At 54.2% G+C, this 23,985-nt stretch carries 16 protein-coding genes and 1 pseudogene; 9 read left to right on the top strand and 8 right to left on the bottom strand.

Going from position 1 to position 23,985, the window contains the following annotated elements; all coding sequences use genetic code 11:
- Positions 1-68 precede the first annotated feature (68 nt).
- The 3 genes from argH to argC form a co-directional block, all read right to left on the bottom strand.
- Positions 69-1,445 carry an argininosuccinate lyase gene (gene argH / locus ACLJRH_RS20940; protein WP_001230054.1) on the bottom strand — a complete coding sequence of 459 codons (1,377 nt, stop codon included), beginning with the start codon at positions 1,443-1,445 and terminating at the stop codon, positions 69-71.
- A 117-nt stretch (positions 1,446-1,562) separates the two neighbouring features.
- Positions 1,563-2,339, bottom strand: coding sequence for an acetylglutamate kinase (gene argB / locus ACLJRH_RS20935; RefSeq protein WP_086776771.1), 777 nt, complete (start codon positions 2,337-2,339; stop codon positions 1,563-1,565).
- Positions 2,340-2,346: 7 nt separating this feature from the next.
- On the bottom strand, positions 2,347-3,351 hold the full coding sequence (argC, locus tag ACLJRH_RS20930; RefSeq protein WP_000935336.1) for an N-acetyl-gamma-glutamyl-phosphate reductase: 1,005 nt from the start codon (positions 3,349-3,351) through the stop codon (positions 2,347-2,349).
- An 88-nt stretch (positions 3,352-3,439) separates the two neighbouring features.
- Here argC and argE point away from each other — a divergent pair, with 88 nt between their 5' ends.
- The 6 genes from argE (at position 3,440) to ACLJRH_RS20900 (ending at position 12,584) form a co-directional block, all read left to right on the top strand.
- Positions 3,440-4,591, top strand: coding sequence for an acetylornithine deacetylase (gene argE, locus ACLJRH_RS20925; protein ID WP_000800208.1), 1,152 nt, complete (start codon positions 3,440-3,442; stop codon positions 4,589-4,591).
- 368 nt (positions 4,592-4,959) lie between these two features.
- On the top strand, positions 4,960-7,611 hold the full coding sequence (ppc, locus tag ACLJRH_RS20920) for a phosphoenolpyruvate carboxylase (RefSeq protein ID WP_001005549.1): 2,652 nt from the start codon (positions 4,960-4,962) through the stop codon (positions 7,609-7,611).
- A gap of 210 nt (positions 7,612-7,821) precedes the next feature.
- Entirely contained in the window at positions 7,822-9,555 is a 1,734-nt protein-coding gene (locus tag ACLJRH_RS20915; protein ID WP_001192092.1) for a phosphoethanolamine transferase CptA, read from the top strand.
- 160 nt (positions 9,556-9,715) lie between these two features.
- Positions 9,716-10,552 carry a helix-turn-helix transcriptional regulator gene (locus ACLJRH_RS20910; RefSeq protein ID WP_000274595.1) on the top strand — a complete coding sequence of 279 codons (837 nt, stop codon included), beginning with the start codon at positions 9,716-9,718 and terminating at the stop codon, positions 10,550-10,552.
- A gap of 254 nt (positions 10,553-10,806) precedes the next feature.
- A complete protein-coding gene (gene fsa, locus ACLJRH_RS20905) occupies positions 10,807-11,469 on the top strand; it encodes a fructose-6-phosphate aldolase (RefSeq protein WP_000424866.1) in 663 nt (220 codons plus the stop codon).
- Between the two features lie 11 nt (positions 11,470-11,480).
- Positions 11,481-12,584: a glycerol dehydrogenase gene (locus tag ACLJRH_RS20900; RefSeq protein WP_000374032.1), complete on the top strand. Its 1,104-nt coding sequence runs from the start codon at positions 11,481-11,483 to the stop codon at positions 12,582-12,584.
- Positions 12,585-12,690: 106 nt separating this feature from the next.
- Here the strand turns inward: ACLJRH_RS20900 and katG are convergent, their stop codons facing one another.
- The 3 genes from katG to ACLJRH_RS20885 form a co-directional block, all read right to left on the bottom strand.
- On the bottom strand, positions 12,691-14,871 hold the full coding sequence (gene katG, locus ACLJRH_RS20895) for a catalase/peroxidase HPI (RefSeq protein WP_000108117.1): 2,181 nt from the start codon (positions 14,869-14,871) through the stop codon (positions 12,691-12,693).
- 164 nt (positions 14,872-15,035) lie between these two features.
- Positions 15,036-15,926 (bottom strand): methylenetetrahydrofolate reductase, encoded by an 891-nt coding sequence (gene metF, locus ACLJRH_RS20890; protein WP_000007507.1) that lies wholly within the window; start codon positions 15,924-15,926, stop codon positions 15,036-15,038.
- Between the two features lie 194 nt (positions 15,927-16,120).
- Positions 16,121-17,677 carry a bifunctional metallophosphatase/5'-nucleotidase gene (locus ACLJRH_RS20885; RefSeq protein ID WP_023137071.1) on the bottom strand — a complete coding sequence of 519 codons (1,557 nt, stop codon included), beginning with the start codon at positions 17,675-17,677 and terminating at the stop codon, positions 16,121-16,123.
- 135 nt (positions 17,678-17,812) lie between these two features.
- Here ACLJRH_RS20885 and ACLJRH_RS20880 point away from each other — a divergent pair, with 135 nt between their 5' ends.
- Positions 17,813-18,937, top strand: coding sequence for a hypothetical protein (locus ACLJRH_RS20880; protein WP_023137070.1), 1,125 nt, complete (start codon positions 17,813-17,815; stop codon positions 18,935-18,937).
- Between the two features lie 234 nt (positions 18,938-19,171).
- Positions 19,172-19,602: pseudogene (locus ACLJRH_RS20875) on the top strand (hypothetical protein).
- A gap of 62 nt (positions 19,603-19,664) precedes the next feature.
- On the opposite strand, the gene metL reads toward ACLJRH_RS20875, so the two are convergent.
- Complete coding sequence (gene metL / locus ACLJRH_RS20870; RefSeq protein WP_000110811.1) at positions 19,665-22,097, bottom strand: bifunctional aspartate kinase/homoserine dehydrogenase II; 2,433 nt, start codon at positions 22,095-22,097, stop codon at positions 19,665-19,667.
- Positions 22,098-22,099: 2 nt separating this feature from the next.
- On the bottom strand, positions 22,100-23,260 hold the full coding sequence (gene metB / locus ACLJRH_RS20865) for a cystathionine gamma-synthase (protein WP_000197211.1): 1,161 nt from the start codon (positions 23,258-23,260) through the stop codon (positions 22,100-22,102).
- Between the two features lie 264 nt (positions 23,261-23,524).
- On the opposite strand from metB, the gene metJ reads away from it, so the two are divergent.
- Positions 23,525-23,842 (top strand): met regulon transcriptional regulator MetJ, encoded by a 318-nt coding sequence (metJ, locus tag ACLJRH_RS20860; protein ID WP_000852811.1) that lies wholly within the window; start codon positions 23,525-23,527, stop codon positions 23,840-23,842.
- Positions 23,843-23,985: the final 143 nt, after the last annotated feature.

The raw sequence follows: 23,985 nt of genomic DNA, 5'->3' as shown, positions 1-23,985 counted from the left end.
GTAAAAAAGCCCGGCGTCGCTGATGCTCGGCCGGGCAGTATTACCTGATGGCGCTACGCTTATAAGGCCTACAACGCGAGGCGCGCCCTGGCATCGTCGATGGCCTGCGCCACCTGTTGTGGAGAAACGCCGCCTTTTGCCGCCCGTTTATCCAGACACGACTGCAAAGACAATATCGGATACACATCGTCGCCAATCACGCGGCTGAATTTCTGTAAATCGGCCAGCGGCAACGCTTCCAGCGGCTTACCCTGGCGAATAGCTTCTACCACCGCTTCGCCGACAATATGGTGCGCTTCGCGGAACGGCACGCCTTTCGCGACCAGGTAATCCGCCAGCTCCGTGGCGTTGGCATACCCCTGTTGCGCCGCGTCCTGACAACGTGGGCGTTTCACCTGAATACCGTCCAGCACCAACGCCGCCATATGCAGGCAGTCAAGCCAGGTATCGAGCGCATCGAACAGCCCTTCTTTGTCTTCCTGCATATCTTTGTTATACGCCAGCGGCAGACCTTTTAAAGTCATCATCATGCCGGTTAGCGCCCCTTGTACGCGACCGCACTTACCGCGAATCAGCTCCAGCGCGTCCGGGTTTTTCTTCTGCGGCATTAACGATGAACCGGAAGTCACGCGGTCAGAAAGCTCTACAAAGCCCGCTTCACCAGAATTAAAGAAAATCAGATCTTCCGCGAAGCGTGACAGATGCACCATGCCGATAGCCGCATCAGAAAGCAGTTCCAGTACGTGGTCACGATCGGACACGCTGTCCAGGCTGTTGCGGGTCGCAGACGTAAAGCCCAGCCAGCCTGCCAATTGTTCACGGTCAATTTCATAGGCCGTTCCCGCCAACGCGCCGCAACCTAGCGGACTCACGTCCAGACGTTTAAGCGTGTCCTGCAGGCGGCTTTCATCGCGCGCCAGCATTTCGACATACGCGAGACACCAGTGGGCGAAAGTCACCGGCTGCGCGCGTTGCAGATGGGTATATCCCGGCATTACCGCGTCCTGGTTCGCCTGCGCGGTTTCCACCAGCGCGCTCTGTAGCTGGCGGTTAGCGGTAAGCAGTTCCCTCACCGTCTCTTTGCACCACAGTTTCAGGTCCGTCGCCACCTGATCGTTACGGCTGCGTCCGGTGTGCAGCTTTTTACCCAACTGACCCACTTTGTCGATGAGCTTACCTTCCACCCAGCTATGGATATCTTCCGCATCGCTTTGCAGGATTTGCTGCGGATTCGCGCGAACCTCTTCCAGCAGCACGTTCAGCGCTTCTTCCAACTGTCGTTGCTCATCGGCAGTCAGTACGCCTACCGTGACCAATGCTTTGGACCAGGCCACAGAACCGACAATATCCTGCTCCGCCAGACGGTAATCGAAGCGCAACGAATCATTGAATTGTTTAAACCGCTGGTCTGCCGCCTGTGTAAAACGCCCACCCCAAAGTGCCATAATAGACTTCCTTAAATTCTTCGAATTTCACTGCCGGATGGCGCTACGCTTATCCGGCCTATAATTTCTGTTCACGTAGGCCCGATAAGGCGCAGCCGCCATCGGGCGAACAAATAGTTAAGCCAGAATACGCGTGCCAATCGGCGTGCCGTTAAACAGCGCCGGCAGTTGCTCCGCATGACGCCAGGAAGCGATATCCACAGGGCGACCCAGCGCCCGCGCAGCATCGAGGGCCGCATTCACTTTCACAATCATCCCGTCGGTAATAATGCCCTGGTCGATAAGCTGCTCGGCTTTGGACGCCGTCATTTCGGCGATACGCTGGCCTTTGCCGTCCAGAATACCGCTCACGTCAGAAAGCAGGATCAGATCGGCCCCCAGCGTCGCCGCCAGCGCGGTTGCCGCCTGATCGGCGTTGACGTTCATCAGTTGGCCGTCGTCTGTTACGCCAATGGAGCTGACCACCGGCAGAAAGCCATTTTCCAGCAGCATGTTAATCAGCTTCGGCGACCCCGGCTGTGCCAGCCCGACGTGGCCTAAAGCTTCATCGAGTTGGGTCACTTTTACGCTGTCGCCATCGCCCAGAAACAGACCAACAGAGGCGATATGGTGTTTCTTCGCCCAGGCCAGCAGAGTTTTGTTAGCGGTTCCCGCCAGCGCGCCGGTAATGATGCCAATCTGATCGGCAGGCGTCACGCGCAGGCCGTCTTTCTTTTTCACTGGCAAATTAAGCCCTTTCATCAGCTCATCCACCACGCAACCGCCGCCGTGAACAATCACCAGCGGACGCTGATGGGACTCACGATAGTTGACCAGCGCGGTAAAAAGACGTTCCAGAGCCTCTTCGCTATCCAGTAATACGCCACCCAGCTTGATAATTAATGGATTCATCATTTCACCCTTAAATAAGAGACTGCGTTTCAGCGAAGCCAAAACGAATATTAGCGCACTGCACCGCCTGCGCCGCTGCGCCTTTCAACAAGTTGTCTTCGGTTGCCACCACAATCAGATGTTCGCCCTGGACGGCAAAACCAATATCGCAGAACGGCAGCCCGACGACGTTCTTTAACGCCGGAACGCCTTTGTCATACAGGCGCACCAGCGGTTTGTCGCCATAGGCTTTTTGCAACACGTCGGCGACCTGCGCATGGGTTACTCCCGCTTTCAGGCGGCAGGTAATGGTTTCCAGAATCCCGCGCGGAAAATTCCCCAGATGCGGGGTGAAGATGACCTCCGCGCCCAGATGGACGGCGATTTCCGGCTGATGACGATGCGTAAACACACCATACGGTTGCAAACTCACTTCACAGAAACTGTTCGATATTGCCGCTTTGCGCCCCGCGCCGCTCACCCCGCTGGTGGCATTAATTACCGGCCACTGCGTCAGATCCAGAAGCCCGCCGTCAATCAGCGGTTTTAGCGACAACTGCGCTGCGGTTGGATAGCAACCAGGAACCGCAATCAGATTCGCCGTGTTCAGTTTATCGGCATTCCACTCCGCCAGACCGTACACCGCCTGCTCCAACAGCTCAGGATACTGATGAGTAAATCCGTAGTACTTTTCATAGAAGGCGCGATCGTTTACCCGAAACGCGCCGGAAAGATCGAATACGACGCATCCGGCCTGTAAAAATTGCGGCGCCAGATCGTGGCTCACTTCATGCGCTGTCGCCAGGAACACCACATCAACATCTGCACTAAAATCACGTACATCCGACATCGGTTGCAATGGCAGGTCGACAATCCCTTTTAACTGCGGATGTAAATCAGAAATTAACTTTCCTGCATCATTGCTTTGCGCTGAGACGGTCAAAGCGGTTATGGTCATATGTGGGTGGCGATTTACGTAGCTTACAAGCTCTGCGCCCGCATAACCGCTAGCGCCTACAATCAGCGTATTCAACATCGGGTTCCTTTATGCTCAACGTTAATGTATTTTTATTCATAATTAATGCATGAATATTGATACTATCATGACCTGAGGTGTGTCAACAATGAAAAACGTTTTACCGCCATTTATCGAGATTTACCGCGCTCTGATTGCCACACCGTCGATAAGCGCAACCGAAGAATCCCTCGATCAAAGTAATGCGTCTTTAATCACTTTGCTTGCAGGCTGGTTCAGCGATCTTGGTTTCAACGTAGAGGTTCAACCGGTTCCAGGAACGCGAAACAAATTTAATATGCTCGCCAGCACCGGACATGGCGCGGGCGGTTTGCTGCTGACCGGCCATACCGACACGGTTCCCTTTGATGACGGACGCTGGACGCGCGACCCGTTCACGCTGACCGAGCACGACAATAAGCTCTATGGTCTGGGCACTGCGGATATGAAAGGCTTCTTCGCTTTTATTCTGGACGCGCTACGTGACGTTGACGTCACAAAGTTGAAAAAGCCGCTCTACATTCTGGCGACCGCCGATGAAGAGACCAGCATGGCGGGGGCGCGTTATTTTTCCGAAACCACGGCATTACGTCCGGACTGCGCGATCATTGGCGAACCGACGTCGTTGCAACCGATACGCGCGCACAAAGGGCATATCTCTAATGTCGTTCGCGTCCTGGGGCAGTCCGGTCATTCCAGCGACCCGGCGCGTGGGGTTAACGCCATTGAACTGATGCACGATGCGATTGGCCATATCATGCAACTGCGTGACTCGCTGAAAGCGCGGTATCACTACGAGGCGTTTACCGTTCCGTATCCAACGCTGAATCTGGGCCATATCCACGGCGGCGATGCCTCAAACCGTATCTGCGCCTGCTGCGAATTGCATATGGATATTCGTCCACTGCCGGGCATGACGTTAAACGACCTTAATGGACTGCTTAACGACGCGCTGGCCCCGGTAAGCGAACGCTGGCCGGGCCGCCTGACGGTGGCGGAATTACATCCGCCGATTCCAGGTTACGAGTGTCCACCGGACCACCAGCTGGTTGAAGTAGTAGAAAAACTGTTGGGAACAAAAACCGACGTGGTGAACTACTGTACTGAAGCGCCGTTTATGCAGACATTATGCCCAACGCTGGTGCTTGGTCCGGGCTCAATTAATCAGGCGCATCAGCCGGATGAATATCTCGAAACGCGTTTTATTAAGCCAACCCGGGAATTGATTACCCAGGTAGTACATCATTTTTGCTGGCATTAATGCATATTGCCCGGTGACACGATGTTTACCGGGCCTCCCCCGTCTTGTAGGCCGGATAAGCGCAGCGCCATCCGGCATCTCTACGCCACATGTTCATAAGCATTTCTTATTTGGCACGATGCGAATTAACTTTAATAAATTACCGCCATTTTTTCGTTTGCTGAACCGATTTCGCAGTAATTGACGCCACGGGTTTTACGTGGCTTTATAAAAGACGGCTAAAAAGCAAAGTCCGAAAAATCTCACGTCACAGCAAGGCGGCAAACGAGCCCATTCCGCAGAACTGGCATACGGGCGAGCGCAGCCACTGCCGCTGTGGCATGAAAGAGACAGGGCAATTACATTAAAGATGGGGTGTCTGGGGTCATATGAACGAACAATATTCCGCGTTGCGTAGTAATGTCAGTATGCTCGGCAAGGTGCTGGGAGAAACCATCAAGGATGCGCTGGGAGAACACATTCTTGATCGCGTAGAAACAATCCGTAAGCTATCCAAATCTTCACGCGCCGGCAATGAAGCTAATCGCCAGGAGCTGCTCACCACGCTACAAAACTTGTCTAATGACGAGCTGCTGCCAGTTGCGCGCGCGTTTAGTCAGTTCCTGAACCTGGCCAATACTGCCGAGCAATACCACAGCATTTCGCCAAAAGGCGAAGCCGCCAGCAACCCGGAAGTGATTGCCCGCACTCTGCGCAAACTGAAAAACCAACCGGACCTCAACGACGCAACCATCAAAAAAGCGGTAGAGTCGCTGTCTCTGGAGTTGGTGTTAACCGCCCATCCGACAGAAATTACCCGCCGTACGCTTATTCACAAGATGGGTGAAATCAATAACTGTCTGAAACAGCTTGATAATACCGATATCGCCGACTACGAACGCCACCAGGTAATGCGTCGCCTGCGCCAGTTGATTGCCCAATCCTGGCATACGGATGAGATCCGCAAGCAGCGCCCAAGCCCGGTGGATGAAGCCAAATGGGGCTTCGCCGTGGTTGAGAACAGCCTGTGGCAGGGCGTACCTAACTATCTGCGTGAACTGAACGAACAGCTGGAAGAAAATCTCGGCTACAAATTGCCGGTGGATTTTGTGCCGGTACGTTTTACCTCCTGGATGGGCGGCGACCGTGACGGCAACCCGAACGTGACGGCGGATATCACCCGCCACGTGCTCCTGTTAAGCCGCTGGAAAGCCACCGATCTGTTCCTGAAAGACATTCATGTTCTGGTATCAGAACTGTCGATGGTCGACGCCACGCCGGAGCTGCTGGCGTTAGTGGGCGAAGAAGGCGCGTCTGAACCGTATCGCTACCTGATGAAAAAATTGCGCGCCCGTCTGATGGCGACCCAGTCCTGGCTGGAAGCGCGTCTGAAAGGCGAGAAACTGCCCAAACCGGATGGCCTGCTGACGCAAAACGAGCAGCTCTGGGAACCTCTGTACGCCTGCTACCAGTCGTTACAGGCCTGCGGCATGGGCATTATCGCCAACGGCGAGTTACTCGACACGCTCCGCCGCGTGAAGTGTTTCGGCGTACCGCTGGTGCGTATTGATATCCGTCAGGAGAGCACCCGCCATACCGAAGCGCTGGGCGAAATTACCCGCTACCTTGGTATTGGCGACTACGAAAGCTGGTCAGAAGCCGACAAGCAGGCCTTCCTGATCCGCGAGCTGAACTCCAAACGTCCGCTGCTGCCGCGTAACTGGGAGCCGAGCAACGATACCCGCGAAGTGCTTGAAACCTGCAAGGTTATTGCCGAAGCGCCAAAAGGGTCGATCGCCGCCTACGTAATTTCAATGGCGAAAACGCCGTCTGATGTGCTGGCTGTGCATCTGCTGCTGAAAGAGGCAGGTATCGGCTTTGCCATGCCGGTCGCGCCGCTGTTTGAAACCCTCGACGACCTGAACAACGCCGACGACGTAATGACCCAGTTGTTGAATATCGACTGGTATCGCGGGCTGATTCAGGGTAAGCAGATGGTCATGATCGGCTACTCCGACTCGGCGAAAGACGCCGGCGTTATGGCCGCGTCATGGGCGCAGTATCAGGCGCAGGACGCCCTGATCAAAACTTGTGAAAAAGCCGGCATCGAGCTCACCCTCTTCCACGGCCGCGGCGGCTCTATTGGCCGTGGCGGCGCGCCAGCCCACGCGGCGCTGCTTTCGCAACCGCCAGGCAGTCTGAAAGGCGGTCTGCGCGTGACCGAGCAGGGCGAGATGATCCGCTTCAAATACGGCCTGCCGGAAGTCACCGTCAGCAGCCTCTCGCTTTACACCAGCGCAATTCTGGAAGCAAACCTGCTGCCGCCGCCGGAACCGAAAGACAGCTGGCGTCATATTATGGATGAGCTTTCCGTCATCTCCTGTGAAACCTACCGCGGCTACGTGCGCGAAAATAAAGACTTTGTACCGTACTTCCGCTCCGCGACGCCGGAGCAAGAGCTGGGCAAATTGCCGCTCGGCTCACGTCCGGCGAAACGTCGTCCAACTGGCGGCGTCGAATCGCTGCGCGCGATTCCGTGGATCTTCGCCTGGACGCAAAACCGCCTGATGCTGCCAGCCTGGCTGGGCGCGGGTACTGCGCTGCAAAAAGTGGTGGAAGACGGTAAACAAAGCGAACTGGAAGCCATGTGCCGCGACTGGCCGTTCTTCTCCACGCGTCTTGGAATGCTGGAAATGGTATTCTCGAAAGCCGACCTGTGGCTGGCCGACTATTACGATCAGCGTCTGGTGGCGAAAACGCTATGGCCGCTGGGCAAAGAGCTACGAGACCTGCTGGAAGAAGACATTAAAGTGGTGCTGGCGATTGCCAACGATTCGCACCTGATGGCCGACTTACCGTGGATTGCGGAGTCCATTCAGTTAAGAAACGTTTATACCGATCCATTAAACGTGTTGCAGGCCGAATTGCTGTATCGTTCCCGTCTGACTGAAGAGCAGGGCAAATCGCCCGATCCTCGCGTCGAACAGGCGTTGATGGTCACGATTGCGGGCGTCGCCGCCGGTATGCGCAACACCGGCTAACGCCAAAAGAAAGCCGCCCTCACGCAGTTATGTGGGGGCGGCATGAAATACTGCTGTCATCCTCGTCATTTTTTCAATATATTCCTGTCTGCATTTTATGCATTTGTAAATCTTTCTTAGCAAAACGTGCGGCATAAAGCAGGTTTGCTTCAGATTCTTTTAAGGTTCAGGCGTTACGTTTGGCGCTACGATTAAAGACAGGCTCTCATTATGCAATCCACATTACTCCAGACTAAACCCGCGTTTAGCTGGAAAGCCCTGGGCTGGGCACTGCTCTACTTTTGGTTCTTTTCCACCCTCCTGCAGGCCATTATTTATCTCACCGGATACAGTGGGACAAACGGTCTGCGGGATTCGCTACTGTACAGCTCACTGTGGCTGATCCCGGTCTTTCTGTTTCCAGGCCGCATCCGGGTTATTGCTGCCGTTATTGGCGTCGTACTTTGGGCCGCCTCGCTGGCGGCGCTGAGCTATTACGTAATCTACGGGCAGGAGTTCTCGCAAAGCGTGCTGTTTGTGATGTTTGAAACCAACGCCAATGAAGCCAGCGAATATTTAAGCCAATATTTCAGTCTGAAAATTGTTCTTGTCGCCCTGGCTTATACGGTAGCGGCGATTCTGCTGTGGACACGTCTGCGCCCGGTTTATATTCCATCGCCCTGGCGCTATCTGGTGTCGTTTGCCCTGCTGTACGGGCTGATCCTCCATCCCATCGCGATGAATACCTTTATCAAGCATAAGTCGATGGAGAAAACGCTGGATAGCCTGGCGTCACGAATGGAACCCGCCGCGCCGTGGCAATTTATTACTGGCTACTATCAGTACCGTTTACAGCTCGCTTCGCTGAATAAACTGCTGAATGAAAACGATGCCCTGCCGCCGCTGGCTAACTTCCAGGACCACTCCGGCGATGCGCCGCGCACGCTGGTACTGGTGATTGGCGAATCGACCCAGCGTGGCCGTATGAGTCTGTACGGTTATCCGCGCGAAACCACGCCGGAACTGGACGCACTGCATAAAACCGACCCCGGGCTGACCGTGTTTAATAACGTGGTAACTTCGCGACCGTACACCATTGAGATTCTGCAACAGGCGCTAACGTTCGCGGACGAAAAGAACCCGGACTGGTATCTGACGAAGCCATCGCTGATGAATATGATGAAACAGGCCGGGTATAAAACCTTCTGGATCACTAACCAGCAGACGATGACGGCGCGTAATACCATGCTGACCGTGTTCTCTAAGCAGACTGATAAGCAGTTCTATATGAACCAGCAGCGCACTCAAAGCGCACGCGAATATGACAGCAACGTGCTGGCGCCGTTTAAAGCGGTGTTAGCCGACCCGGCGCCGAAAAAATTCATTATTGTGCATCTGCTGGGAACGCACATTAAATACAAGTTCCGCTATCCAGAAAACCAGGGCAAGTTTGATGGTAAAACCGACCATGTTCCGCCGGGATTAAGCAGCGACGAACTGGAGTCGTATAACGATTACGACAACGCGAATCTGTATAACGACTATGTTGTCGCCAGCCTGATTAAGGACTATAAAGCGACCGATCCGAACGGTTTCCTGCTCTACTTCTCCGATCACGGTGAAGAAGTGTATGACACGCCGCCGCATAAGACGCAGGGACGAAACGAAGATTCGCCAACCCGTCATATGTATACGGTGCCGTTCCTGCTGTGGACCTCAGAGAAATGGCAGGCGGCGCATCCGCGCGACTTCTCACAGGATGTCGATCGTAAGTACAGCAGTTCCGAGCTTATCCATACCTGGTCGGACTTAGCGGGCCTGACCTATGATGGTTACGACCCGACACGTTCCATCACCAACCCGCAGTTCAAAGAGACCACGCGCTGGATTGGCAACCCGTATAAGAAAAACGCGCTGATTGATTATGATACGTTGCCGTATGGCGATCAGGTCGGTAATCAATAGCCTGTATGCTGCCCGATAACGCTAACGCTTATCGGGCCTGGCGTGCTTCTCTCCCGTAGTCCGGATAAGGCGCAAAGCGCCGCTATCCGGCAATAATCGCTTGAGGACATCGGTTTTCGACGTTACTGTTTCCTCTGTTTGCGATCGGCAGGGGATTATCATGTATCACGACGTCAGCCACCTTCTCTCCCGTCTCATCAACGGTCCGCTGCCGCTGCGCCAGATTTATTTTGCCAGCGCCAGCGGCCCAGCGCCGGAACTGGCGTACCAGGTGGATTTTCCGCGGCTGGAGATTGTGCTGGAGGGCGAGCTTACTGACATGAGCATTACCGCCCCGCTCATTCCTTGCGATGTTCTCTACGTTCCGGCTGGCGGCTGGAACATCCCGCAGTGGCAAACGCCCGTCACCACCCTGAGCATTCTGTTTGGCAAACAGCAGTTAGGTTTCAGCGTAGTCCACTGGGATGGTCAGCAGCATCAAAACCTCACGAAACAGCACGTTGCGCGCCGCGGCCCGCGTATAGGCTCGTTCCTGTTACAAACGCTTAATGAGATGCAGATGCAGCCGCAAGAGCAGCAAACGGCCAGATTGATTGTCGCCAGCCTACTAAGCCATTGCCGCGATCTGCTCGGCAGCCAAATCCAGACCGCCTCCCGCAGCCGCGCGCTTTTTGAAGCCATTCGGGAGTATATTGATGAACGCTACGCCGCGCCGTTGACGCGCGAATCGGTAGCACAGGCGTTTTATATCTCGCCAAATTACCTCTCGCACCTGTTCCAGAAAACGGGGGCCATCGGCTTTAACGAATACCTGAACCATACGCGACTGGAACACGCCAAAACGTTGCTGAAGGGCTATGACCTGAAAGTGAAAGAGGTGGCGCACCGCTGCGGCTTTGTCGACAGTAACTATTTCTGCCGCCTGTTTCGCAAAAATACGGAACGCTCGCCGTCGGAGTATCGCCGCCAGTATCACAGCCAGCTAACGGAGAAATAATCCACACGCCAATAAAGAGAATACAGTAGATAAAACGCGCATTTACTGGATTATTGTAATATCAATGCAAAAACCTCACTCCCCCACATGGCATACAACAGCACGTTATACGTTAATCATTACCAACTTGTGAAGTAAATCACACTTTACCAAGAGCATCACATTTGTCCAGTTTTTGGCAGATTTGTCACATAGCGCATCCGGGACACGCTCCTTTATCCTGTCCATAACGAAAACTCACGAAGAGAAAGACTATGGAACTCTATCTGGATACCGCTAACGTAGCGGAAGTTGAACGTCTGGCGCGCATTTTCCCGATTGCCGGCGTCACCACCAATCCAAGCATTGTGGCAGCCAGCAAAGAATCTATCTGGGATGTGCTGCCCAGGCTGCAAAACGCCATCGGCGAAGAAGGCACTTTATTTGCGCAGACCATGAGCCGCGACGCGAAAGGGATGGTGGAAGAAGCCAAACGGCTGAATAACGCCATCCCCGGCATTGTGGTTAAAATTCCGGTGACCGCCGAAGGTCTTGCAGCGATTAAATTGCTGAAAAAAGAAGGCATCGTGACGCTGGGCACCGCCGTCTACAGCGCATCGCAGGGCCTGCTGGCGGCGCTGGCGGGCGCAAAATATGTCGCTCCCTACGTCAACCGCGTTGATGCGCAGGGCGGCGATGGCATTCGTATGGTTCAGGAGCTGCAAACGCTACTGGAACATCACGCTCCCGACAGCATGGTGCTGGCGGCCAGCTTTAAAACACCGCGGCAGGCGCTGGATTGCTTACTGGCAGGTTGCCAGGCGATTACCCTTCCTTTAGATGTAGCGCAACAAATGCTCAATACGCCTGCGGTAGAGTCAGCAATAGAGAAGTTTGAGCAAGACTGGAAAAACGCTTTTGGTAATCTGAACCTGTAGGGGAGAAATGTATGGATCGCATTATTCAGTCACCAGGTAAGTATATTCAGGGTGCAAACGTCATCGCGCGTCTTGGCGATTATTTAAAACCAATGGCGAACAACTGGCTGGTTGTGGGCGATAAATTCGTGCTGGGATTTGCCGAAGAGACGCTGCGCAAAAGCCTGACGGATGCCGGTTTGTCAGTAGAAATCGCCCCGTTTGGCGGCGAATGTTCGCAAAATGAGATCGACAGGCTGCGCGCCGTCGCCGAAAAAAGTCAGTGTGGCGCCGTACTGGGTATCGGCGGCGGTAAAACGCTGGATACCGCCAAAGCGCTGGCGCATTTTATGAACGTCCCGGTCGCTATCGCGCCGACCATCGCCTCTACCGACGCACCGTGCAGCGCGCTCTCGGTTATTTATACCGATGCCGGTGAGTTTGACCGTTATCTGTTGCTGCCGCATAACCCGAATATGGTCATTGTCGATACGCAGATAGTGGCGGGCGCGCCGGCGCGTCTGCTGGCAGCCGGTATCGGCGATGCACTGGCGACCTGGTTTGAAGCGCGCGCCTGCTCACGCAGCGGCGCCACCACAATGGCGGGCGGCAAGTGTACACAGGCCGCGCTGGCGCTGGCGGAGCTATGCTATAACACGCTGATCGAAGAAGGCGAAAAAGCCATGTTGGCCGCCGAACAGCACGTCGTCACGCCAGCGCTGGAGCGCGTCATCGAAGCCAACACCTACCTGAGCGGGGTCGGTTTTGAAAGCGGCGGTCTGGCCGCAGCGCACGCGATTCATAACGGTTTAACGGCGATTCCGGATGCGCACCACTATTATCACGGTGAGAAGGTCGCTTTCGGTACGCTGACGCAACTGGTGCTGGAAAACGCGCCGGTCGAAGAAATCGAAACCGTTGCGGCGCTGTGCCATTCCGTTGGCCTGCCGATTACGCTGGCGCAACTGGATATTAAACAGGATATCCCGGCCCAAATGCGCACCGTCGCGGAAGCCTCCTGCGCAGAAGGTGAAACTATTCATAACATGCCTGGCGGCGCAACGCCGGATGAAGTGTACGCCGCGCTGCTGGTCGCCGACCAGTACGGTCAACGCTTCTTGCAGGAATGGGAATAAGGTCGGCTTGCAATGAAAAATCCCCGCAATTGCGCGGGGATTTTTTTGCCCGGTGGGCATATGAGACGGTAGGCCGGATAAGCGTTAGCGTCATCCGGCATAAGATTTACAACAGATCGAAACGGTCCAGGTTCATCACTTTCACCCATGCCGCGACGAAGTCCTTCACAAACTTCTCGTGCGCATCGCTACACGCGTAAACTTCCGCCAGCGCGCGCAGTACGGAGTTGGAACCAAACACCAGATCGGCGCGGGTAGCCGTGTATTTCACCTCGCCAGTCAGACGATCCCGGCCTTCGAACAGCTCATTAGATTCGTCGGTCGGTTTCCACTCGTAACGCATATCCAGCAGATTAGCGAAGAAGTCTGTGCTGAGCACGCCCGGTCTGTCGGTAAAGACACCGTTCTGGCTGCCGTCAAAGTTGGTTCCCAGCACACGCATCCCGCCAACCAGTACCGTCATTTCCGGCGCGGTCAACGTTAACTGCTGCGCTTTATCAATCAACAGCGATTCGGTCGTCGACACATCCAGACGCGCACGATAGTTACGGAATCCATCGGCAATCGGTTCAAGCAGCGAGAACATCTCGATGTCGGTCTGATCCTGACGCGCATCCACCCGGCCCGGCGCAAAAGGTACGCTGATGCTGACACCCGCAGCAGCGGCCGCCTGCTCGATACCGACCACGCCCGCCAGCACAATAATATCGGCCAGCGAAGCTTTATTCGTCGTTTTCTGGATCTCTTCTAATACCGGCAGAACGCGAGCCGCAACGGCGTTGACCTCCCAGTCGCGCTGAGGCGCTAATGCCAGACGCGCGCCGTTAGCGCCGCCACGCTTATCGCCGCCGCGGAAAGTAGACGCGGATGCCCAGGCAACCGAAACCATCTCGCTAATAGAAAGCCCGGATGCAGCGATCGCCGCTTTCAGGTTGATAATGTCTTCCTGCGTTGGCTGATAGAGCGGTTGCGGCAACGGGTCCTGCCAGATCAGATCTTCTTTCGGCACTTCCGGTCCGATGTAACGCGCTTTTGGTCCCATATCTCTGTGCGTCAGTTTGAACCAGGCACGAGCAAAGGCTTCATTAAAGGCCTGCGGATCGTTAAGGAAACGACGGGAAATCTTCTCGAACTCCGGATCAAAACGCAGCGTCAGGTCGGTGACCAGCATGGTTGGCTTACGTTTTTTCGACGGATCGAACGGGTCCGGGATGATGTCCGGCGCGTCTACCGCTTCAAACTGGATAGCGCCAGCCGGACTACGGGTTTGTACCCACTCATATTTGAACAGGTTCTCGAAGAAATAGTTGCTCCACTGGGTCGGCGTCTGCGTCCAGACCACTTCCAGCCCGGAGGTGATAGCATCCGCGCCAACGCCGCTACCATAGCTGCTGGCCCAACCTAAGCCCTGCGCTTCAATCGGCGCGGCTTCCGGATCGGCCCCTACATGGGATGCCGCTGCCGCGCCGTGGGTTTTACCGAGGGTATGCCCGCCAGCGATCAACGCCACGGTCTCTTCGTCGTTCATCCCCATATTGCCAAAGGTAGCGCGAATAGCGGCGGCGGCAGAAAGTGGTTCGCCGCTGTGATCCGGCCCTTCCGGGTTAACGTAGATAAGGCCCATCTCGGTCGCGCCCAGCGGCGCTTTTGCCAGCGCTTCAGGGTGTCGGTGAGTCAACCAGGCTTTTTCATCGCCCCAGTTCACATCCAGATCCGGTTCCCAGACATCTTCACGCCCGGCGCCGAAACCGAAGGTACGGAAGCCGGAGTTTTCCAGCGCCACGTTACCCGCCAGAATAAACAGGTCGGCCCAGGAAATTTTCTGGCCATATTTCTGCTTAATCGGCCACAACAAACGACGCGCCTTATCCAGGCTGACGTTATCCGGCCAGGAGTTAAGCGGCGCAAAACGCTGTTGACCACGACCCGCGCCGCCACGACCATCAATAGAACGGTAGGTGCCAGCGCCATGCCAGGCCATACGAATAAACAAACCGACATAGCTGCCCCAGTCGGCGGGCCACCACGGTTGTGAATCGGTCAGCAGCGCCTTGAGATCCCCTTTCAGGGCGGAGTAGTCTAACTTGCTAAACTCTTTGCGGTAGTCAAAGTCTTCACCCAACGGGTTAGAACGGTTGGAATGTTGATTCAAAAGATCCACACGAAGCTGGTTCGGCCACCAGTCGCGGCTGGCTGTCCCTGCGCCTGCGCTTCGGTCATGCCCCCCCTGATGGAAAGGACATTTTCCAGTGGATAACGTGTTATGGGTATCGTCGGTCGTGCTCATATCTCAGCTCCCTTTTAAAGTGTTACCGTTACGATATACACCAGGAGCAAATAGATATAGTTGAATTAATCCACAGATTCGATAGCTAATACCTTTTATATTTTTAGTTACAGAGATGTAGATCAATATGAGGTGTAATAAAGCTCCCGGCAGGGAGCTGGAGATTATAAACCGGGTCTTACGCCCAGCGTGTGGCAAATGGCATAACTCATTTCCGCACGATTCAACGTGTAGAAGTGGAAATCCTTCACTCCTTCGCGGCTTAAAATTTTCACCATGTCCATCGCAATGTTAGCGCCCACCAGCTTGCGGGTTTCTGCGTCATCATCCAGCCCCTCAAACATCAGTGACATCCAGGACGGAATGCGGACATTGGTCATATCGGCAAATTTTTTCGCCTGTTTAAAATTAGACACCGGTAAAATGCCGGGAATAATTTCTACGTCGATACCGGCGGAAACACAGCGGTCACGAAAACGCAGATAGCTTTCCACATCGAAGAAAAATTGGGTTATCGCGCGGTTAGCGCCAGCATCCACTTTACGCTTCAGATTAAGCAGATCGGCCTGCGCGCTTTTCGCTTCCGGATGTACCTCCGGATAGGCCGCTACTGAAATATCGAAATCGGCCACCTCTTTGAGCAAACCAACCAGATCGGCGGCGTACATCTCCGGCTTACCGCTGCCCGGCGGCAAATCGCCGCGCAAAGCAACAATGTGGCGGATACCGTTATTCCAGTAGTCGCGGGCGATGGTGCGCAGCTCATCGCGCGTGGCGTCAATACAGGTAAGGTGCGGCGCGGCCTCAAGCCCAGTACGCTCTTTAATGCCTTTAATAACGCTATGAGTGCGGTCACGTTCTCCAGAGTTGGCGCCATACGTTACCGAAACAAACTTCGGTTTCAGACTGCTCAGGCGATCGATGGAGTTCCACAGGGTTTGCTCCATTTCACTGGTGCGCGGCGGGAAAAATTCAAACGAAACGTTAATCTGACCCTGTACTTCCGCCAGGCTCTGATTCAGGGCTTCCCGCTGGTTGGCGTGAAAAAAGCTCATACCTTACCTCATCAATCGCATGTTATTATTTGTTGTGTTGTAAACATCTATCCGTTTAGACGTCCAGATGTAAAAATGACGGAAAAGCAGAAGGACGTCAACTGAAAAATCACGCCAAAGAATGAGGAATATTCAGCAAAGTTGAATTTTCTTCATGTCACGCCGCGACACTGAACGCGCCGCGGCAGGGGAAATTACTTCTTCACATCCGCAACGCGCATCCCTTTGAGCTGCTCATCCGTGATGGTGTTGCCCGCCTTAAAGTAATCAACTATCGCATTCGACACATAGTAGCCGCCGGAGGTATTCCGCGCCTGGCCTTCCGTGAACGCCGCAAAACCATCGCCGCCGTCGGCAAGGAAGCTGTTGGTGGCGATGTGATAAACCGCCGCATCGTCAATCGGTTTGCCATTGAGCGTCAGCACGGTAACCCGCTGGCCGAGAGGTTTGCTGCTGTCATACTTCATCTCCAGCCCTTTAGACACCTGCAATACGCCGTTGCTTAATCCGGCGCCATGCTCCATCAGGCTGCGCAATTGTTTACCGGTTAAATCCATCGTGACCAGTTCATTAGGGAACGGGAAGGTACTGATTACCGCACCCATCGTCACCGCGCCAGCCGGGATTTCGTTGCGGATACCGCCAGAGTTAGTAAGCGCTAACTGGGTGTCTTTCCCCGCCGTAAAAAGCAGCGCATCCGCCGCCAGGTTCCCCAGCGACGACGATTCGCCATACGCGCGGGTCAGCTCAACCGGCGACTGGGCCACCGTTTGCTGCACGACTTTATCGAGCTTTTTGTTCCAGCCGTCGATCACCTGTTTCGTTTGCGGATCGGGCTTCCACTCATCAGCAAAAATGGTCTTCAGCTCGAAGTTCTTCACCGTAAAGTGGTGTGGTTTCTCTTTGTAATCCAGCACCAGTTTACCCACATCAATACCGCCGCTGTCCGTTGAGAGGATCAGCGTATTACCGACTTTAATCGGTTCCGGCGTACCGACATGCGCGTGGCCGGTAATCAAAATATCCAGCCCTTTTACCTGACTTGCGGTCTGAATATCTTTATCCAGCGCGCGTCGCACATCGGTATTTCCCATGCTGGACTGGCGGGCCGGGGTGCCTTCGTGAATCAGCGCGACGGTCAGATCGACTTTACCTTTAAGTTCATCAATGTAACGTTGCAGCCACTTAATCTCATCGCGTGCCTCAATGCCCACGCGCGTCGCGGCGGATACCGTATCATTAAAAGCAAAGACACCATGTAAGCCGATTACGCCAACCTTGACGCCATCTTTTTCAACAATGGTGTACGGCTTATCCCAGAAGGATTTACTGCTGTCCTCATAAAAAATATTGCCCTGCACGATAGGGAATTTTGCCCGGCTAAGTTGCAACAATGTATTGTCCCAGCCATGATCGAACTCATGATTACCGATAGTGGCAGCGTCATACTGCATGGTATTCAAAATATCGATAATCGCTTTACCCTTCGTCAGGCTGCTGATATACGGTCCGGTAAAGTAATCTCCGGCATCAAAAAACCACGTCGCCTTATTTTTGGCTTTTTCCTGCTTCACAAGCGTAGTGATATTGGCCCAGCCGCCAATATCGCGTTTACCGTCAGCAATCCACGGCACTTTATAAGGCTCTACGTGAGCATGAAGATCGTTGGTGTAAATAATGGTGACATCTTTGGCGCAGGCCCAGAACGGCAGCGTGAACAAAATACCGGCAGCAAGCAGTTTTACTTTCATAAATAAGTCCCTTTCAGTCATATAAAGATTCGCTACGTTACGTTCTGAAAGGTTTTTTTATGTGAGAGTCCTCACATCCGCCTACCGTTTTATGAAGGCAGAATCAACGACCTGCCAAAATCGTTGGTAAAATGTATGCCGCCTCTGTTCACCATTAATGCCTGCAAAAGCGCTGGTTGTCGCAATCTTGGGCTGCCTGACTCGCCGGATTATGTGTGGCCGGACTATCGCCTGGGTTATCCGGCATTGCATTGTCGAGCCTGCGGCAGTTATCCGCCGCTCTTCAACGAGGTGGAATTTCGCCGCTGGGCGTCTGCTTATATCGCGCAGTATGCCAAAGAGCATGGTCACTTTTGTCCCGACTGCTATCAAAAAACATGGATTCGCTATGGACGTAATCCCGGCGGAACGCAGCGACTTCAGTGCCAGTACTGTAAGAAGGTCTGGACGCCAAAACAGCACGCGCTGAATGTCGCCGAAACGCCGGAACAGATTTGCAGTATTCCGCTGCTCGTACCGTTTCAGGGAGCGAATGCCTTCCAGCAATTGTATTTTTTATTCAGTTTTGACGCTGTTCGCGGCAATATTCTTCACCTTTCCAGCAATTTCACGTTACTTTCTGCCGGAAAGAGTTTGCATTACCACTGGAAAGGAATTGCGCCGCCCGAGGGTGAGAATGGCGATATTATTCACCGTATCGCCACTAAAGAACGGCAATTTTTACAGCGCAGTCAGTTCGATGAGATTCAGTATGGCCCGGCGGTGCTTAAACGTAACGCGCAAGGAACAATACTTCGCCCGGTCATTACGGCGCATGGTCATTTTCGGGTGCTGAAAAACCGCTTTCCTGATGTCACGACACACATCATTGCCCATGAGTGTTTTTTGCGCGGCGCGGTCATTACGGCATGGGCGGAGCGGTTTCGCCAGCGTCTCTCCTCGCTGTGGTTCGTTGAGGAAGAGATAAACGATGACGATTGCCGCGCAGAGTGGCAACTGTTAGGCAAAACATGGCAGGGATGGTGGCAAAATCAGTGGCAACTCTGGGGGCAAGGTCACAACCGCAAAATGGTCTGTTCGTTAACCGGTTCCCACTTAGAACAAGGTGTCGCCGTTAATCTGGCGGCCAGTCGCCGCTTTGTTACCTGGCTATGGCAACAACCTGAATTCCAGCAAAGCGCCCACTATTCCGCCAAACGCGTCACGCAAATTCTGTATTTGCTGACGGAAAAATATAACTCACAATGGAATCACATTTAACCCAATGATGTAATGCCACGCATAAAAAATCACAGATTATCATTCAGAAGGCGCTATAGATTTAATCACCTCACATCCTGCTTTTATACGCTGAAAAAGAATAGAACTATTTGATAAAATGGCCCTTCGTTTTAAGTTAAAATCGGCTATAAACGTTGTTCACATAATAAATATTTATTATCGATTTGAATAGATCTATACATTCTTATTTTCTATGGAAAACAAGGGATAAATATGGAAATTACTTTACCGTCAATGTCAGATAAAAAATGGACCTGCGCCGATCTCCTGAGTAGCTATCGATTCTGGGGGATCACTTTTTTCTTTTTGGTGCTCTCTTTTATCAGTTCGCTGGGATCGTCGTATGGTGTTTATTTTTGGAGTAAATCACTGTCTATTCCAGCCGATCGTATTGGTGTTATTCTCGTTTGCGTAAATGGCCCATCTGACGTAGTCAGGCTTATCATAGCACAGCAATATTGTGTCTGACGCTTAGCGGCGAAATCCGAACATTGCTGGCGAATGCAAACGAAAATACGGGGATACAGAGCGGCTGGGCGCTATTTTGGGCCTTGCTGTTCCCCCCTGTCGGCATAGCCATTATTCAGGCGAAGATGAATCGATTTATCGTCGCCAATGCAGAAAACGCATCTGACGAAGAATAAACAGATACCCCGGTTTGCCCGCTGCCGGATCTGGCGAAGCCGCTATCCGGCAGGCAGGCGTATTACAATAGCTGCGCCAGGCGGTTGATATCCGACTGAATCGCCCCGGCGGTCACATCGCGACCCGCGCCCGGCCCACGGATCACCAACGGGTTATCGCGATACCAGCGGCTTTCAATAGCAAAGACATTATCGCACGGCAGCAGCGCCGCCAGCGGATGCTCCGGACGCACCGCTTCAACGCCGACGCGCGCTTTGCCATTGGCGTCGAAACGCGCCACGTAACGCAACACCAGCCCCAGTTCGCGGGCTGCCTCCAGACGCTGCACCATCTGTTCATTCAGCGCGTCGCCGTTTTCGAAAAAGTGATCGATAGACCCTTCTTCACAGTGCGCCGGCACCAACGATTCTACACGCACCTGATCCGGCTCGATGTCGTATCCCGCCTCGCGCGCCAGAATCACCAGCTTACGCATGACATCTTTTCCGGAAAGATCGACGCGCGGATCGGGTTCGGTCAGCCCCTGCTGCCAGGCCTGATCCACTAGATCGGTAAACGGCACCGTGCCGTCAAATTGCAGGAACAGCCAGGATAGCGTCCCGGAGAAGATCCCGCTGATCGAGAGAATCGTATCGCCACTGTCAATCAGATCCCGCACCGTGTGGTTGATCGGCAATCCCGCGCCCACGGTGGCGTTATACAGCCAGTAACGCCCGGTTTTTTCAAACGCGTCATGAATCTGGCGATACTTATCGCTGGCGCTTGCGCCCGCCAGTTTATTAGCGCTAATCACATGAAAACCGTGGCTGGCGAAATCAAGGTACTGATCGGCCAGTTGCTCGCTTGCTGTCACATCCAGCACCACTAAATCATCATACGGATGCGCACGCATCCACAGGAATAGCGACTCTTCGTCCTGCTCAACGGCTTCATCATCAAAGAATGCCAGCGCGCGGCTGGCGTCCAGCCCTTCATAATTCAGCAGGCTACGGCGGCTATCTACCACGCCCGCCAGCACAAATTCAAAACCAGTACGCGCGGAAAGCGTGCTTTGTTCACGGGCAAACAGTTCCAGCCAACGGGAACCGATGTTCCCCTTACCGAACAGCATCAGGCCGATGCGTTTTTCGGCGCGGAAAACCGACTGATGCAGCCCCTGAATCAGGCTCTCAGTCGGGCCGGTACGCAGCACCGCCACCAGACTGATGCCCTCCTCCGACTGCCAGGTAAATTCCACTGGCTGACCTTTAAGCTGCTGCCAGAAGCGATGGCAGTGTAGCGGATTGCGAGTGACGCCCGCACCGACCATCGCCACCAGCGCCAGCCCCTGCCGCAGGCGCAATTCCCCCGGCAGCCCGACATCGTCGAGGAGTTTCAGTACGCTATCCGCTACCTCGGCGGTATAGCAGAACTGTAATAACTGGCGATCGCGATGCACGCCCACCGCCAACGGACGCGCCTGCGCCCGTTTTAAAATTTGGTCGAGCTCTTTATGCGCCAGCCTGAAATCCTGGCTGGCGGGCACCTGAAACTCAATCAGACAGATATCATCGTGACTGGTCACGATACGCGCGCCCGTCCCGGAAGCCAGCACCCGTTCAATTCGGGTGGACCCTTGATCCGGCGTGTAGCTACAGCGCAACTGCAAATCGATATCGCTGCCGGACACTGGCTGTAGCGTGCGGGCGTGCAGAACAGGCGCCGCCAGACGCGCCAGCTCGCTGGCTTCGTCCAGACGCAGCAACGGCAGCAGGCAGGCATCTTTCACTTTGCGCGGGTCGGCGCTATAAACTCCCGCGACATCGCTCCAGATGGTCACGCGGGAAACGCCCGCCAGCGCGCCGATTTGCGTGGCGGAATAGTCGGAACCGTTCCGGCCTAACAGGACTGTTTCGCCGTCATGATTGCGGCTGATAAAGCCGGTCACGACCAGACGTTTGCCAGGATGCTGCGCCAGTAGCTGTTGCAATAAAGGATAAGATAGCCCTTCATCAACCTGCGGCTGTGCGGCGCGTTCGGCGCGTAAAAATGCGCGCGCGTCCAGCCAGGCGGCATCCAGCCCCTGCTGATTCAGGACGGCGGACATCAATCTCGCCGACCAAATTTCGCCGTGTCCGACAATCTCGGCATAGACGGCATCCGTTACGCCGCCGTCGAGCAAGGCGGCAAGACGTTCCAGATCGCTGATAAAAGCGCTGGTTAAGTCATCTGCCGCGTCGGCGGGAAGCAGCCCGCTAATCAGATCGCACTGGTAGCGGCGTAACGTCTGTAATACCTGATGCGCAGAAAGGCGATCGGTCTGGCTTAACTTGAGCCAGCTAATCAACTGGTTGGTGGTACTGCCTGCGGCGGACACTACCATCATATCGTCAGGCTGCGAATACTCCGCCATAATGCCTGCGACACGCAGGTAACACTTCACATCCGCCAGACTACTGCCGCCAAATTTATGCAGTTGACGACCTTTCGCCCCTGCCTGCGCAATCACACTCATGTTTACCCCTTGTTTGCAGCCCGGAAGCCATTTTCCAGGTCGGCAATTAAATCTTCGCCATCTTCAATACCGGTGGAGATACGCAGTAGCGTTTCGGAGATCCCGGCGGCGGCACGCGCCTGCGGCGACATACCGGCATGCGTCATGGTGGCGGCGTGAGAGATCAAACTTTCCACTCCCCCTAAAGATTCCGCCAGCGTAAACAGCGACAGCCCGCCCAGAAAACGACGCAGCGTCTCCTCATCCCCATCCAGTTCAAAACTCAACATTGCGCCAAAGCCTTTTTGCTGACGCGCGGCAATCTCATGTCCCTGATTTTCCGGCAGCGACGGATGATACAGTTTTTTCACCAACGGCTGGGTTTGCAGGTAATCCACAATCGCCTGCGCGTTGCGCTGCGCCAGCTCCATACGCGGCACCAGAGTTCGCAAACCACGCAGCAGCAGATAACTATCAAACGCCCCGCCCGTCACGCCAATATTATTCGCCCACCACGCCAGTTCAGTGACCATTTCCGGATCTTTAGCAATCACCACGCCGGCCACGACATCCGAATGACCGTTGAGATATTTCGTGCATGAATGCAACACCAGATCGGCACCCAACGCCAGCGGATTTTGCAGCGCCGGGCTTAAAAACGTGTTATCAACGACGCTCACTGCGCCCGCCTCGCGCGCCAGCCGACAGATTTTCGCAATATCCACCACGCGTAACAATGGATTACTTGGACTTTCTACCAGTACCAGCTTCGGTTTTTCTTCCAGCGCCGCCTGTAAGGCGCGTTCATCGCCCTGATCGACAAACCGCACACGATAACAGCCGCGTGTCGCCAGACTGTCAAACAGACGATAACTGCCACCATAGCAATCATGCGGCGCGACCAGCAGATCGCCCGGCTTGAGGAAAACGGTGGTGACCAGATGAATCGCCGACATGCCGGTATTCGTCAATACCGCGCCCGCGCCGCCTTCCAGTTCCGCTAATGCGCGCTGAACCACATCACGCGTGGGATTACCGCGGCGGGAATAATCATGCGCGCGCGGCTCATTGAAACCGGTAAAGTTATAGGTACTGGAGAGATGGATTGGCGGCACAACGCAGCCGTATTGCTCGTCGTCGTTTAATCCGCTACGCACTGCGATAGTGGCCTGTTTACGCGTCATATGAAGATATTCCTGGCTGAGTCGGTGAAAGTCAGGCCACAGATTAACCACTACCACAATAGACGTCAATACATCTGGACATCTAAACTTCTTTGCGTATAGATTGAGCAAACCGCAAATAGCCGTTAAAATTATATGCATTAGCGCACATCTGCGACCGCTAACTTCGTGTCAGGGCCGCGCCACTAAGGTAAACTACGCGCGATTATGGTCCGGGCTCAGGTTCAGACCTCAATATTAATGACGAAGAGGATTAAGTATCTCATGGCTGAATGGAGCGGCGAATATATCAGCCCATACGCTGAGCACGGTAAGAAGAGTGAGCAAGTCAAAAAAATTACGGTTTCCATTCCTCTGAAGGTGTTAAAAATCCTCACCGATGAACGTACGCGTCGTCAGGTGAACAACCTGCGCCACGCCACCAACAGCGAGCTGTTGTGTGAAGCATTTCTGCACGCCTTTACCGGGCAACCCTTGCCGGATGATGCCGATCTGCGAAAAGAGCGCAGCGATGAAATCCCGGAAGCGGCAAAAGAGATCATGCGTGAGATGGGGATTGACCCGGAAACGTGGGAATACTGATAGCAAAGCATGCGGTCAGAACGCCTCTGGCCGCGCTTTTTTAACGATTCCCGCCGTACACGGCTATCTCCGACATTTTTCTAAATGTTCATCTTCCCTAATAGCCCTCGGTGGATAAATTTGTCAGACATGATAAGTTTCTC

Source organism: Salmonella sp. SAL04162, from assembly GCF_046551535.1.
GTDB lineage: Bacteria > Pseudomonadota > Gammaproteobacteria > Enterobacterales > Enterobacteriaceae > Salmonella > Salmonella enterica.
Note: the sequence above shows the minus strand (reverse complement) of the source record. Positions and strands in the feature narration are given on the sequence as shown.

What these genes read in the sequence shown, in the direction of transcription:
- argH (WP_001230054.1), bottom strand. Translation starts at nt 1,445, where the DNA reads ATGGCACTTTGGGGTGGGCGTTTTACACAGGCGGCAGACCAGCGGTTT.
- argB (WP_086776771.1), bottom strand. Translation starts at nt 2,339, where the DNA reads ATGATGAATCCATTAATTATCAAGCTGGGTGGCGTATTACTGGATAGC.
- argC (WP_000935336.1), bottom strand. Translation starts at nt 3,351, where the DNA reads ATGTTGAATACGCTGATTGTAGGCGCTAGCGGTTATGCGGGCGCAGAG.
- argE (WP_000800208.1), top strand. Translation starts at nt 3,440, where the DNA reads ATGAAAAACGTTTTACCGCCATTTATCGAGATTTACCGCGCTCTGATT.
- ppc (WP_001005549.1), top strand. Translation starts at nt 4,960, where the DNA reads ATGAACGAACAATATTCCGCGTTGCGTAGTAATGTCAGTATGCTCGGC.
- ACLJRH_RS20915 (WP_001192092.1), top strand. Translation starts at nt 7,822, where the DNA reads ATGCAATCCACATTACTCCAGACTAAACCCGCGTTTAGCTGGAAAGCC.
- ACLJRH_RS20910 (WP_000274595.1), top strand. Translation starts at nt 9,716, where the DNA reads ATGTATCACGACGTCAGCCACCTTCTCTCCCGTCTCATCAACGGTCCG.
- fsa (WP_000424866.1), top strand. Translation starts at nt 10,807, where the DNA reads ATGGAACTCTATCTGGATACCGCTAACGTAGCGGAAGTTGAACGTCTG.
- ACLJRH_RS20900 (WP_000374032.1), top strand. Translation starts at nt 11,481, where the DNA reads ATGGATCGCATTATTCAGTCACCAGGTAAGTATATTCAGGGTGCAAAC.
- katG (WP_000108117.1), bottom strand. Translation starts at nt 14,871, where the DNA reads ATGAGCACGACCGACGATACCCATAACACGTTATCCACTGGAAAATGT.
- metF (WP_000007507.1), bottom strand. Translation starts at nt 15,926, where the DNA reads ATGAGCTTTTTTCACGCCAACCAGCGGGAAGCCCTGAATCAGAGCCTG.
- ACLJRH_RS20885 (WP_023137071.1), bottom strand. Translation starts at nt 17,677, where the DNA reads ATGAAAGTAAAACTGCTTGCTGCCGGTATTTTGTTCACGCTGCCGTTC.
- ACLJRH_RS20880 (WP_023137070.1), top strand. Translation starts at nt 17,813, where the DNA reads ATGCCGCCTCTGTTCACCATTAATGCCTGCAAAAGCGCTGGTTGTCGC.
- metL (WP_000110811.1), bottom strand. Translation starts at nt 22,097, where the DNA reads ATGAGTGTGATTGCGCAGGCAGGGGCGAAAGGTCGTCAACTGCATAAA.
- metB (WP_000197211.1), bottom strand. Translation starts at nt 23,260, where the DNA reads ATGACGCGTAAACAGGCCACTATCGCAGTGCGTAGCGGATTAAACGAC.
- metJ (WP_000852811.1), top strand. Translation starts at nt 23,525, where the DNA reads ATGGCTGAATGGAGCGGCGAATATATCAGCCCATACGCTGAGCACGGT.